This is a genomic window from Moorena producens PAL-8-15-08-1, from assembly GCF_001767235.1.
In the GTDB taxonomy this organism is placed as follows: Bacteria; Cyanobacteriota; Cyanobacteriia; order Cyanobacteriales; family Coleofasciculaceae; genus Moorena; species Moorena producens_A.
Genome location: NZ_CP017599.1, coordinates 3,407,522 through 3,421,408 on the forward strand (window position 1 = coordinate 3,407,522; position 13,887 = coordinate 3,421,408).

General features: G+C 45.1%; 7 protein-coding genes. 2 read left to right on the top strand and 5 right to left on the bottom strand.

Going from position 1 to position 13,887, the window contains the following annotated elements:
- Positions 1-337 precede the first annotated feature (337 nt).
- The gene (locus BJP34_RS43115) at positions 338-487 is read left to right on the top strand and encodes a hypothetical protein (RefSeq protein ID WP_158517172.1); all 150 of its coding nucleotides are present in this window, start codon (positions 338-340) and stop codon (positions 485-487) included.
- Here the strand turns inward: BJP34_RS43115 and BJP34_RS12840 are convergent.
- Positions 462-1,478 carry a CHAT domain-containing protein gene (locus BJP34_RS12840; protein WP_070392684.1) on the bottom strand — a complete coding sequence of 339 codons (1,017 nt, stop codon included), beginning with the start codon at positions 1,476-1,478 and terminating at the stop codon, positions 462-464. The genes BJP34_RS43115 and BJP34_RS12840 overlap by 26 nt on opposite strands.
- 685 nt (positions 1,479-2,163) lie before the next feature.
- Between BJP34_RS12840 and ltrA the strand changes: the two genes are divergently transcribed.
- Positions 2,164-3,855 carry a group II intron reverse transcriptase/maturase gene (ltrA, locus tag BJP34_RS12845; protein ID WP_070390905.1) on the top strand — a complete coding sequence of 564 codons (1,692 nt, stop codon included), beginning with the start codon at positions 2,164-2,166 and terminating at the stop codon, positions 3,853-3,855.
- 12 nt (positions 3,856-3,867) lie between these two features.
- On the opposite strand, the gene BJP34_RS12850 is transcribed toward ltrA, so the two are convergent.
- The 4 genes from BJP34_RS12850 to BJP34_RS12860 form a co-directional block, all read right to left on the bottom strand.
- Complete coding sequence (locus BJP34_RS12850) at positions 3,868-6,123, bottom strand: tetratricopeptide repeat protein (RefSeq protein WP_070392685.1); 2,256 nt, start codon at positions 6,121-6,123, stop codon at positions 3,868-3,870.
- 55 nt (positions 6,124-6,178) lie between these two features.
- Positions 6,179-6,301 (bottom strand): hypothetical protein, encoded by a 123-nt coding sequence (locus BJP34_RS48795; protein WP_267876556.1) that lies wholly within the window; start codon positions 6,299-6,301, stop codon positions 6,179-6,181.
- On the bottom strand, positions 6,285-10,514 hold the full coding sequence (locus BJP34_RS46000; RefSeq protein ID WP_070392686.1) for a CHAT domain-containing protein: 4,230 nt from the start codon (positions 10,512-10,514) through the stop codon (positions 6,285-6,287). The genes BJP34_RS48795 and BJP34_RS46000 overlap by 17 nt, the downstream gene beginning before the upstream one ends.
- A gap of 161 nt (positions 10,515-10,675) precedes the next feature.
- Complete coding sequence (locus BJP34_RS12860; RefSeq protein ID WP_070392687.1) at positions 10,676-13,837, bottom strand: tetratricopeptide repeat protein; 3,162 nt, start codon at positions 13,835-13,837, stop codon at positions 10,676-10,678.
- Positions 13,838-13,887 lie beyond the last annotated feature (50 nt).

Genomic DNA, 13,887 nt, shown 5'->3' on the forward strand with positions numbered 1-13,887 from the left:
AATTTTGGGGGGAATAAGACGTTCAAGCGATGCAGCGCGGTCTTGGGGGTTTCCCCCATGAGCGACTGCATCAAGACAAGTCCCCCAAAGTTGGGGGACCAACGGGGGCTTTAACATGCACCAGATGATTGCGCATTCATTCCTTAATTCAGCAACGCCACAAAATTGACATGCACCTACAGCGTTAAGCATATGCGCTACGCGAACAGCTCTCAGCTTTGGCCTTAACGGCTGACCGCTTACTGGTAAATGCTTAGAAGCTATATAGCTGTTTACACCAAAGATTACAAATTAATAAAGACCTAGGTTGGTTTACGTCTTTCCAAAAATAGTTCTGTTGCCTGTCTATAATACTTATCAGTCTTGTTTTGACTATTTATGCAAAACGTTAAAGAAAGTAATCTATAGCAGTTCTCCCCTACTCCCGATTCCCGATTCCCGATTCCCGATTCCCTATTCCCTCAAAGCGCCTCCCCAATCAACGTAAATGCTGCCCAATCTTTCGGATTACCTGACTTCGGAATCATGGTCAACATCGCTTGGCGCAACGCTTGAGCTTTATCCCCTGTGCTGTTCAGATTCCGATAAAACTCGGTCATCAACTCTGTGGTTTTATCATCAGGGATTGACCACAAGGAAACCATCACACTGGGAACACCCGCTGCAACTAAGGACCGAGATAAACCAATCACGCCCTCACTGTTGATGTGACCGACTCCGGTATCGCAGGCACTAACTACTACTAGTTCGGCACTGAGTTCCATAGTAAAGATTTCTTCAGCAGTTAGTAGTCCGTCCTCTCCTACAGAAGGAGCCAAGGCAATCGCACTCCCAATACCTGGGATACGCTTGGGGTCAAATAACCCGTGGGTAGCAAAATGAATATACCTGGCCTTGGGCATCTGGCGTTTAACTTTGGTTTCGGTAGCGTCTTGTCCCAATAGGGGTTGAGCGTTTAACTGGGAGGCAACGTTTTGAGCTTCTTTTTCCGCACCCTTGAGAGCAGATAATTGCTGAGGTGTTTTTCCAGGAGCTGGTCGTACCTCGGGCATGGTAGGATTACCAACTACCAGGGCAATTTGGGATGATTTAGGAAGGTTTTTCCGTTGCTGATGGGTTAAGCCCAAGACTTCGATGGAGGGAGCAGTGAGGATGGTGTGTTTCTCAATTAAGTAGTTTCCCTCCTGGTCTTGCAGGGCTGGGAAGGGAACAGAAAACAGTTCTCTGTTAGGGATGAAGACTACACGGGCATTTTCATCAAAGGGCAGTAAGTCTGCAATCGGCTCAATCAATAGTTGATGAAGCTTTTGTAAGTGTGGTTTGTCAATATTAGGGGAATCCACAATCTTATCAACATCAGTGATTGGGCGTTCGACTGTTACCCCTTCTTCCCACCCTGGTAACTTGAGTCGTAAAGTACCTTGTTGACCATTAACTTCAACCACTTGCCACCGTTCCTCAAACTGGTCATCCTTCAATTTGACCCAATCACCCTGGGACAGTTGGCCGGAAGAGTCACTACTGCGACATTGACCATGATTTCCAAGGCAAGCATATCCTTTGTCAATCAGCTGTTGGTGCGATTCGTTAGCTAGAAACCTTATCCTGATGAACAGGATTTGGGGGATTAGCTGCTTGGGTTAAGAACCCAAGACAACTTGATAATCATGATGGTGAAATACCATCCCCCGAAGAATCCGGGTGACAACCTTACCCTGATGAACAGGAATAACAAACCTGCCAATCGATGCAAGGGTCGAACGTCAAAATATCCTTAACCTGAAAGATAGATTGATAGGTAAAAGAACTCAAGGGTACGAGAGGAAGATACGTCAGAATCATCGTAAGCTTGGAATGGCGAAATTAAGGATTGATACGCCATAGACAAAAGTCAAAGGAAAATACGGAGTAATGGGTTCAACAGTCCATTATTGATTCTCCAATAAATTTCCCGGTGAATAGTATCGCCCTAAAAGTTCATAGAATGGTTATCAGGAACGAAGTAATTCCATAGGTTCTCTCAATAAAGGTCGATTTATTGAGTAGGTAGTTAGCCGCATGGCCTATGTGAAAAGGATAGAGTCAAAAGCCAAAGTCCATATGTAATGTATGGGATATGCTGACAGACTCACGTTATAGGAAGAGATATGGTTGCGAGTAGCAATGAATAAGTCCAAAACTCGGGGGTTCACCCCACAGTCGGAATGGAAGAACGTCAACTGGCGAAAGCTGGAAATGACCGTATTCAAGTTGCAAAAACGAATATATCGAGCCTCTCATCGTGGTGATGTCCGCGTGGTAAGAAAGCTGCAAAAGACTCTGATGAATTCCTGGTCAGCCAAGATGATAGCGGTTAGACGGGTAACCCAGGAGAACAAAGGTAAAAAGACTGCCGGAATAGACGGGAAAAAAGCTTTAAATAATAAGCAAAGACTCGCCTTAGTAGCCAACCTGAATACTCAAAAGAAGGCAAAACCTACCAGAAGGGTATGGATTCCCAAATCTGGAAGTAGGGAAAAACGCCCATTAGGTATCCCGACTATACACGACCGTGCTCTACAAGCTTTAACCAAACAGGCATTAGAACCCGAATGGGAAGCCAAGTTTGAGCCTAACTCATATGGTTTCAGACCAGGACGCTCATGTCACGATGCCGTCGAAGCAATATTCAGCAATATATGCCATAAACCCAAATGGGTATTAGACGCAGATATTGCCAAATGTTTTGACAAAATAAATCATGAAGCGCTTCTAACTAAAGTGAACACTTTTCCATCATTAAGAAGGTTAATAAAATCCTGGCTTAAAGCTGGAGTAATGGAAAAGGATACACTCACTCCCACCAACGAAGGGACACCGCAAGGAGGAGTGATATCACCCCTGCTCGCTAACATTGCCCTCCATGGCATGGAAGAACGAATCAAACAATATGCCGAAACATTAAAGATAAAAAGGAGAAGTAAAAAACAGAAACGGCAAGGAATAAGTTTGATTAGATACGCAGACGACTTCGTCATCATCCATGAAAATCAGGGAGTAATAGAAGAATGCAGAACGATTCTAGAAAATTGGCTGAATGATATAGGGTTGGAATTAAAACCAAGTAAAACAAGAATTTCCTATACTATGAACGGGTTTGACTTCCTAGGATTCAACATCCGTCAATATAAAGTAGGAAAAAATCAGTCTAAACAAGGATTTAAAACCATCATCAAACCATCAAAGAAAAAAGTTTTAGAACATTATGAGCAGCTCTCAAACGTCATAGACCGTCACAGAGCTGCTCCCCAGGAGGCTTTGATAAACCACCTAAAACCTATTATAAGGGGATGGTGTAACTACTACAGAAGTGTATGTAGTAAAGAAACCTTTAATAAACTTGGGCACATGTTATGGAACAAACTACAACGATGGGGATACAGGAGACACCCAAATAAATCAAAATCCTGGGTAATCAACAAATACTGGGGAACCATAGAGGAAGACAACTGGATGTTCATGACCGACAGGAATCACCTTCCTAAACATGTCAAAACTGAAATAGTCAGACATAAAAAGGTACAAGAAGCCAGAAGCACCTACGATGGGGACTTAATATATTGGAATACCAGAATGCAGAAACACCCTGAAATGACCAGTCAAAAGGGAAGGCTTTTGAAAAGGCAAAAAGGGGTATGTACTCATTGTGGTCTTACCTTCAGAGATGGAGATGTAATGGAAAAGCATCACATAATACCGCGCTCTCTCGGTGGAAACGACACGGATAAAAATCTTGAATTACTCCACCTACATTGTCACGATGCAAAACACAGAAAGAAAATCGAACTCAATGAGTTGGATAGAAATCCGTTCTAAGAGGAGCCTCTGTCATGGACTTAAAGTACTATAATGAGGAGCCGTATGATGCGAAAGTGTCACGTACGGTTTTGAAGACAAGTCAGGGGAGGCGACTCCTCGGCTTAGTTCAACAACAGAGGTATCTGGAGGTACTTGAGCCAAGCGCCATTCAATTTTGCCCGTAGGCTGGATCACCCAAATATAGATTCTTTTACTGGAAATAATAGAGTATTCTACTAGTGTGGTATCCTGCTGCTGGGCAACCTTTTTGATTTTTTTGAGGCTAAAGTCAGTTGGTGGAGTATCTAGTTCTGGAAATAGCCCCTTTCTTAGTAATTTTGCCAAAGCATAAGCACGTCCCCTCTCCGCAACTTCCAATGCAGCATCTGTTTTATTTCGAGCAATTAGAACTTCCTGCAAAAGGCTATAGGTATTAGAGTGCTTCTCAGAGAGAGGAATTGTCTGAATATCTTGCAAGCCTGTTGCTAGATATTCTATAACCTCTATTCCTTTGGTGAGGGTGGTTTCAGCTTGTTCAAGATTACCTAATTGAAATAGAGAATATCCTAAGTTATAGAGGGAGTTTACTTCCTGGTTCTGGTCTTTTATTTGCCTTGCAATCTTTAAACTCTGCTGGTAGTTTCCAATCGCTTTTTGGTAGTCCCCCTGGGAACGGTAAGCAATTCCGAGACCAATCACAGAGTTAGCCTCACCTTGCTGGTCTCCTATTGCTTGTGCCATCTTTAAACTCTGCTCGAAGTTTTTAATGGCCTTTGGGTAGTCCCCTTGGGCTTGGTAAGCATGGCCGAGACCACTCAAAGAGTTAGCCTGACCTCTGGGATCCCTTATTGCTCGTGCAATATCCAAACTCTGGTGGTAGTGTTTAATGGCTTCTCGGTAATTCCCCTGGGCATGGTAAGCATGGCCGAGACCACTCAAAGAGTTAGCCTCACCTGTGCGATCGTTTATGTCTGGTGGAATATTTAAACTCTGCTTGAACTTTGTAATTGCTTCTGAGTAGTCCCCCAGGGAATTGTAAGCATGGCCGAGATTGTTCAGAGATGCAGCCTCACCTATGCGATCGCCTATTTGTTGGTAAATATCCAAACTCTGGTGGTAGTGTTTAATGGCTTCTCGGTAATTCCCCTGGGCATGGTAAGCATGGCCGAGACCACTCAAAGAGTTACCCTGACCTCTGAGATCCTCTATTGCTCGTGCCATCTTTAAACTTTGCTCGAAGTTTTCAATGGCCTTTTGGTAGTTCCCCTGGTTTTGGTAACTATAGCCGAGATTGACCAAAGATGCCACCTTGCCTTGGCGATCGCCTATTGCTTCTGTAATGGTTAAACTTTGCTCGTGGTTTTCAATAGCTTTTGGAGAGTCCCCCAACGAATGGTAAGCATTGCCGAGACCAATCCGAGAGCTAGCCTCACCTGTGGGATCGCCTATTGCTCGTGCAATATTTAAACTTTGCTCGAAGTTTTCAATGGCCTTTTGGTATTCCCCCTGGGCATTGTAAGAATGGCCAAGACCAATCAGAGAGTTAGCCTGACCTCTGAGATCCTTTATTGCTTGTGCCATCTTTAAACTTTGCTCGTGCTTGTCAATAGCCTTTGGGTAGTCCCCCTGGGCATGGTAAGCATTGCCGAGATTGACCAAAGATGCCACCTTGCCTTGGGGATCTTTTATTTCTCGGTAAATTGCCAAACTATCCTGGTGTTTGTCAATGGCCTTTCGGTACTTCCCCTGGGAATTGTAAGCATTGCCGAGACCACTCAAAGAGTTAGCCTCACCTTGCCGGTCTCGTATTGCTCGTGCCATCTTTAAACTTTGCTGGAAGTTTTTAATGGCCTTTGGGTATTCCCCCTGGGCATGGTAAGCATAACCGAGACCAATCAAAGAGTTAGCCTCACCTTGCTGGTCTCGTATTGCTCGTGCCATCTTTAAACTTTGCTGGAAGTTTTTAATGGCCTTTGGGTATTCCCCCTGGGCATGGTAAGCATTGCCGAGACCAATCAAAGAGTTAGCCTCACCTTGCTGGTCTTCTATTGTTTGATAAATAGTGAGTGCCTTCCGCCAAGACTCCAATGCTTTCCGAAATTGACTCACTTTATACTGCTTACTACCTTGTTCAAAAAGTCGGTAAGCTTCCGCTTTACCGCGTTCTGAAGTTTGAGCTAGTGCTGGAGAAGCTGGTAATAGGCTTGAAACATTACCTAGCAACGGTGGTGAGAAACTACCTAGTATACCGAGGAGTGCAATAATGGCTGTTCTAGAAGATTTCATGGTTATTACCCCTATATCAACTTGCAATAAACTCAAAGAACAGAATTCTTTTTATTTAACGGTGGTAGAATAACCAAATCATGCAAGTGCGATCGCAAAACTCAGAATTTCCACTAATCTCAATCCAGGAAAGTGCGATCGCCTCACCAAAAGTTGTTTCCTCAATTAGCTTCCCCAATCAACGTAAATGCCGCCCAATCTTTCGGATTACCTGACTTCGGTATCATGGTCAACATCGCTTGGCGCAACGCTTGAGCTTTATCCCCTGTGCTGTTAAGATTCCGATAAAACTCCGTCATCAATTCTGTGGTTTTATCATCAGGGATTGACCACAAGGAAACCATCACACTGGGAACACCGGCTGCAACTAAGGAACGAGATAAACCAATAACCCCCTCACTGTTGATGTGACCGACTCCGGTCTCGCAGGCACTGACTACTACCAGTTCGGCAGTGAGTTTCATAGTAAAGATTTCTTCAGCAGTTAGTAGTCCGTCCTCTCCTACAGAAGGAGCCAAGGCGATCGCACTCCCAATACCTCCAATACGCTTGGGATCAAATAACCCGTGGGTAGCAAAATGAATATACCTGGCCTTGGGCATCTGGCGTTTAACTTTGGTTTCCGTAGCGTCTTGTCCCAATAGGGGTTGAGCGTTTAACTGGGAGGCAACGTTTTTAGCTTCCTGTTCAGCACCGTCGAGAGAACCTAATTGCTGAGGTGTTTCTCCAGCAGCTGGTGGTACATTGGGCATGGTAGGATTACCAACTACCAGGGCAGTTTGGGATGATTTAGGAAGGTTTTGCCGTTTCTGATGGGTTAAGCCCAAGACTTCGATGGAGGGAGCAGTGAGGATGGTGTGTTTCTCAATTAAGTACTTTCCCTCCTGGTCTTGCAGGGCTGGGAAGGGTACAGAAAACAGTTCTCTGTGAGGAATGAAGACTACACGAGCATTCTCATCCTTGGGCAGTAAGTCTGCAATCGGCTCAATCAACAGTTGATGAAGCTGATGTAACCGTGGTTTCTCAATATTAGGGGAGTCTACAATTTTGGCAACATCAGTAATTGGGCGCTCGATTGTTACTCCTTCTTCCCAGCCTGGTAACTTGAGTCGTAAAGTACCTTGTTGAGGATTAACTTCAACTACTTGCCACCGTTCCTGGAACTGGTCATCCTTCAATTTGACCCAATCACCCTGGGACGGTTGCCGGGAAGATTCACTACTGCGACATTGACCATGATCTCCAAGGCAATCATATCCTTGGTTAATCAGCTCTTGGAGAGAGGTATCTGGAGGTACTTGAGCCAAGCGCCATTCAATTTTGCCTGTAGGCTGGATCACCCAAATAGAGATTATTTTACTGGAAATAATAGAGTATGCTACTAATGTGGCCTTCTGCTGCTGGGCAAGCTGTTTGATGTTCTTGAGGCTAGGCTTAGTTATTGGAGTATCTAGTTCTGGAGATAACCCCTTTGCCAGTAATTCCGCCAAGGCACGAGCACGTCCCCTCTCGGCAATTTCCAATGCAGCATCAGTTTTATTTCGAGCAATTAGTAATAGCTGCAAAAGGCTATAGGTATTAGATTGCTTCTCGGATAGAGTAATTTTATGGTTATCTAGCAAGCCTGGTCGTAGAGATTCCATAACCTCCATGGCTTTGGTGAGGGTGATTTCAGCTTGTTCAAGATCACCTGATTTAAACAGAGCTAATCCTAATTGATTGAGGGCGATCCCTTCCCCCTGCCGGTATTCTATTGCTCGTGTAATCGTTAAAGTTTGCTGGAAGTTTTTAATGGCCTTTGGGTAGTCTCCCTGGGAATTGTAAACAACACCAAGATTGCCCAGAGAGTTAGCCTGACCTTGGCGATCGCCTATTTCTCGTGCAATCTTTAAACTCTGCTGGTGAAACTCAATGGCCTTTGGGTAGTCCCCCAGATTTTCGTAAGCAAGACCAAGATTGTTCAGAGATAGAGCCTCACCTGAGCGATCGCCTATTTCTCTTTTGATAGCCAAACTTTTCTGCTGGAAATCAATGGCTTCTGGGTAGTCCTTCTGGACATGGTAACCAAGGCCGAGACTGCCCAGAGATGTAGCTTCAACTGTGCGATCGCCTATGGCTCGTGCAATATATAAACTTTGCTCGTGGAAATCAATGGCCTTTCGGTACTCCCCTAGGACATGGTAAACATTACCGAGATTGTTCAGAGATGCAGCCTCACCTGAGCGATCGCCTATTTTTCTTGTGATAGCCAAACTTTGCTGCTGGTGTTCAATGGCCTTTGGGTAGTTCCCCAGGGAAAGGTAAGCATTGCCGAGATTGCCCAAAGATGCACTCTCATCTTTGCGATTGCCTATTTTTTGTGCAATGGTTAAACTCTGCTCGTGGTGTTCAATGGCCTTTCGGTAGTCCCCCAGATTTTCGTAAACATTACCAAGATTGCCCAGAGATGCAGCCTCACCTCCGCGATTTCCTATTTCTCGTGCAATCTTTAAACTTTTCTGGTGGTGTTCAATGGCCTTTTGGTAGTCCCCCTGGTTGTTGTAAACATTGCCGAAATTGTTCAGAGATTTAGCCTCACCTTTGCGATCGCCTATTTCTCGTGCAATGGTTAAACTCTGCTCGTGGTGTTCAATGGCCTTTTGGTAGTCCCCCTGGTTGTTGTAAACATTGCCAAGATTGCCCAGAGATTGAGCCTCACCTTTGCGATCGCCTATTTCTCGTGCAATATCCAAACTCTGCTGGTAGTTTTCAATGGCCTTTGGGTAGTCCCCCTGGTCAAGGTAAACAATGCCGAGATTGTTCAGAGAGGACGCCTCACCTGAGCGATTGCCTATTTTTTGTGCCATGGTTAAACTCTGCTGGAATTTTTCAATGGCCTTTGGGTAGTCCCCCTGGGAAAGGTAAACACTACCAAGATTGCCCAAAGATGCAGCCTCACCTCTGCGATCGCCTATTTCTCGGTCAATAGCCAAACTCTGCTGAAATTTTTCAATGGCCTTTGGGTAGTCCCCTTGGGCATAGTAAACATTGCCAAGATTGTTCAGAGATTTAGCCTCACCTGAGGAATCGCCTATTTCTCTTGTGATAGCCAAACTTTGCTGGTAGTTTTCAATAGCGTTTGGGTAGTTCCCCAGCAAATAATCAACATTGCCGAGATTGTTCAGAGATGCAGCCTCACCTCTTTGATTTCCTATTTCTTTTTGAATGGTTAAACTTTGCTGATGGAAATCAATAGCTTTTCGATAGTAACTTAGGGTATCGTAAACACTGCCGAGATTGCCCAGAGAGGACGCCTCACCTGAGCGATCGCCTATTTTTTGTGCAATCTTTAAACTCTGCTGGTAGTTTTCAATAGCGTTTGGGTAGTTCCCCAGCAAATAATAAACATTGCCGAGATTGTTCAGAGATGCAGCCTCACCTCTTTGATTTCCTATTTCTTTTTCAATGGTTAAACTTTGCTGATGGAAATCAATAGCTTTTCGATAGTCACTTAGGGTTTCGTAAACACTGCCGAGATTGCCCAGAGAGGACGCCTCACGTGAGCGATCGCCTATGGCTCGTGAAATGGTTAAACTCTGCTGGTAGTTTTCAATGGCCTTTGGGTAGTTCCCCAGGAAATAATAAACATTGCCGAGATTGTTCAGAGATCCAGCCTCACCTGAGCGATCGCCTATGGCTCGTGCCATGGTTAAACTCTGCTGATGGAAATTAATAGCCTTTGGGTAGTCCCCCAACGAATCGTAAGCAACACCGAGATTACTCAAAGATGCAGCCTCACCTCGCCGGTATCCTATGGCTCGGTAAATACTTAAACTCTGCTGGTAGTTTTCAATGGCCTTTTGGTAGTCCCCCAGGAAATAATCAACATTGCCTAGATTACTCAAAGATGCAGCCTCACCTCGCCGATCGCCTATTTGTCGTGCAATGGTTAAACTCTGCTGATAGAAATCAATCGCTTTTGGGTAGTCCCCCATGGAATCGTAAACATTGCCGAGACCATTAAGAGACTTAGCTTCAACTTGGCGATCTCCTATCGCTCGTGCAATCTTTAAACTTTGCTGTTGGAAATCAATGGCCTTTGTGTACTCTCCCAGGTTTCTATAAGCATTACCGAGACGATGGAGAGACTTAGCCTCACCTTGTCGGTCTCCTATGTCTCGATAAATAGTGAGTGCCTTCTGCCAAGACTGCAATGCTTTCCGAAATTGACTCACTTTATACTGCTCACGACCTTTATTAAAAAGTCGGTCAGCTTCAGTTTGACGGCTTTCTACAGTTTGAGCTAGTGCTGGAGAAGCTGGGAATAGCGTTAAAACATTACCTAGTAAAGGTGGGGATAAACTACCTAGTATACCAAGGAGTGCAATAGTGGCTATTCTAGAAGATTTCATGCTTATTACCTCTATATCAACTTCCAATCAATTCAAAGAACAGAATTCTATTTATTTAACGGTGGTAAAATAGCCAAATCATGCAAGTGCGATCGCAAAACTCAGAATTTCCACTAATCTCAATCCAGGAAAGTGCGATCGCCTCACCAAAAGTTGTTTTCTCAATTAGCTTCACCAATCAAGGTAAATGCTGCCCAATCTTTCGGATTACCTGACTTCGGAATCATGGTCAACATCGCTTGGCGCAACGCTTGCGCTTTATCCCCTGTGCTGTCAAGATTCCGATAAAACTCTGTCATCAACTCTGTGGTTTTATCATCAGGGATTGACCACAAGGAAACCATCACACTGGGAACACCCGCTGCAACTAAGGAACGAGATAAACCAATCACCCCCTCACTGTTGATGTGACCGACTCCGGTCTCGCAGGCACTGACTACTACTAGTTCGGCACTGAGTTTCATTTCAAAGATTTCTTCAGCAGTTAGTAGTCCGTCCTCTCCTACAGAAGGAGCCAAGGCGATCGCACTCCCAATACCTGGAATACGCTTGGGATCAAATAAGCCGTGGGTAGCAAAATGAATATACCTGGCCTTGGGCATCTGGCGTTTAACTTTGGTTTCGGTAGCGTCTTGTCCCAATAAGAGTTGAGCGTTTACAGCAATTTTCGCCCCCCTAGCCCCCCAACTTTGGGGGGAACTTGAGTTAAAGTCCCCCAGAATTGGGGGATTTAGGGGGCTTGTAGCTAAAGGTCGTGAGGTCGATTCATCTGAAAACAGCTGTAACTGGGAGGCAATGTTTTTAGCTTCCTGTTCAGCACCTTTGAGAGCAGATAATTGCTGAGGTTCTTCTCCAGCAGCTGGTGGTACCTTGGGCATGGTAGGATTACCAACTACCAGGGCAGTTTGGCCTGATTTAGGAAGGTTTTTCCGTTTCTGATGGGTTAAGCCCAAGACTTCGATGGAGGGAGCAGTGAGGATGGTGTGTTTCTCAATTAAGTACTTTCCCTCCTGGTCTTGCAGGGCTGGGAAGGGCACAGAAAACAGTTCTCTGTGAGGGATGAAGACTACACGAGCATTCTCATCAAAGGGGAGTAAGTCTGCAATCGGCTCAATCAGTAGTTGATGAAGCTGTTGTAAGCGTGGTTTCTCAATATTAGGGGAATCGACAATTGTGGCAAAATCAGTAATTGGACGCTCGATTGTTACCCCTTCTTCCCACCCTGGTAACTTGAGTCGTAAAGTACCTTGTTGAGGATTAACTTCTACTACTTGCCAGGGGTCTGGGAAATCGTCATCCTTGAGTTTGATCCAATCACCCTGGGACGGTTGCCGGGAAGACTGACTACTGCGACATTGACCGTGGTCTGCAAGGCAATCATATCCATTTTTAAGCAGTTGCTGGACAGAGGTATCTGGAGGCAGTTGAACCGAGCGCCATTCAATTTCGCCCGTAGGCTGGATCACCCAAATATAGATTTCTCCATCAAAAATAATAGAGTATTCTACTAGTGTGGCCTTCTGCTGCTGGGCAATCTGTTTGATTGTCTTGACGTTAGGGTAATTTAGTGGAGTATCTAGTTGTGGGTATAACCCCTTTGTCAGTAATTCCGCCAAGGCACGACCACGTCCCCTCTCGGCAATTTCCAATGCAGCATCAGTTTTATTTTGAGCAATTAGAACTTGCTGCAAGTTGCGATAGGTATTAGATTGCTCCTCAGATAGGGTAATTTTATGGTTATCTGGCAAGCCTGGTCGTAGAGATTCCTTAACCTCGATTGCTTCGGTGAGTATGGTTTCAGCTTGTTTAAGATTACCTGATTTAAACAGAGCATATCCTAAGTTATTGAGCAAGTTTCCTTCCCCCTGCCGGTATCCTATTGCTCGTGCAATCGTTAAAGTTTGCTCGAAGAAATCAATAGCTTTTGGGTAGTCCCCCAGGGAAAGGTAAACAAGACCGAGATTGCCCAGAGAGTTAGCCTCACCTGAGCGATCGCCTATTTCTCCTGCAATAGCCAAATGCTGGTGGTGAAAATCAATAGCTTTTGGGTAGTCCCCCAGGGAAAGGTAAGCATTACCGAGATTGCCCATAGAGGTAGCCTCACCTTGGCGATCGCCTATTTCTCCTGCAATCTTTAAACTCTGCTGGTGGTATTCAATGGCCTTTGGGTAGTCCCCCAGGTTGTGGTAAGCAAGACCGATATTGCCCAGAGAAGAAGCCTCACCTTGCCTGTGTCCTATTTCTCGTGCAATCTTTAAACTCTGCTGGAGGTTTTCAATGGCCTTTGGGTAGTCCCCCAGGTTGTGGTAAGCAAGACCGATATTGCCCAGAGAAGAAGCCTCACCTTGCCTGTGTCCTATTTCTCGTGCAATCTTTAAACTCTGCTGGAGGTATTCAATGGCCTTTGGGTAGTCCCCCAGGGAAAGGTAAGCATTACCGAGATTGCCCAGAGAGTTAGCCACACCTTGCCGGTCTCCTATTTCTCGTGCAATCTTTAAACTCTGCTGGAGGTATTCAATGGCCTTTGGGTAGTCCCCCAGGGAAAGGTAAGCATTACCGAGATTGCCCAGAGAGTTAGCCACACCTTGCCGGTCTCCTATTTCTCGTGCAATGGTTAAACTCTGCTGGAGGTTTTCAATGGCCTTTGGGTAGTCCCCCAGGTTGTGGTAAGCAAGACCGAGATTGTTCAGTGAGTTAGCCACACCTTGCCTGTGTCCTATTTCTCGTTTGATAACTAAACTCTGCTGCTGGTATTCAATGGCTTTTGGGTAGTCCCCCAGGGAAAGGTAAGCATTACCGAGATTGCCCAGAGAGTTAGCCACACCTTGCCGGTCTCCTATTTCTCGTACAATAGCCAAACTCTGCTGGTGGTATTCAATGGCCTTTGGGTAGTCCCCCAGGGAAAGGTAAACAAGACCGAGATTGCCCAGAGAGTTACCCTGACCTTGTCGATTTCCTATTTCTCGTGCAATGATTAAACTCTGCTGGTGAAACTCAATGGCCTTTGGGTAGTCCCCCAGGTTGTTGTAACCAAGACCAAGATTGTTCAGAGAAAAAGCCTCACCTTGCCGGTCTCCTATTTCTTGATAAATAGTGAGTGCCCTCTGCCAAGACTGCAATGCTTTCCGAAATTGACTCACTTTAGCCTGTTCAAGACCTTGTTCAAAAAGTCGGTCAGCTTCAGTTTTACGGCTTTCTACAGTTTGAGCTAGTGCTGAAGAAGCTGGGAATAGGGTTGAAACATTACCTAGCAACGGTGGTGAAAAACTAGCTAACAAAGCCAAAAGGATAATTAATCTAAGTCTTAGATCTTTCATGGCCATCACACAAACAAGAAGGGAACAGGTAATAGGGGGATTTTTCTGTTCAAAAT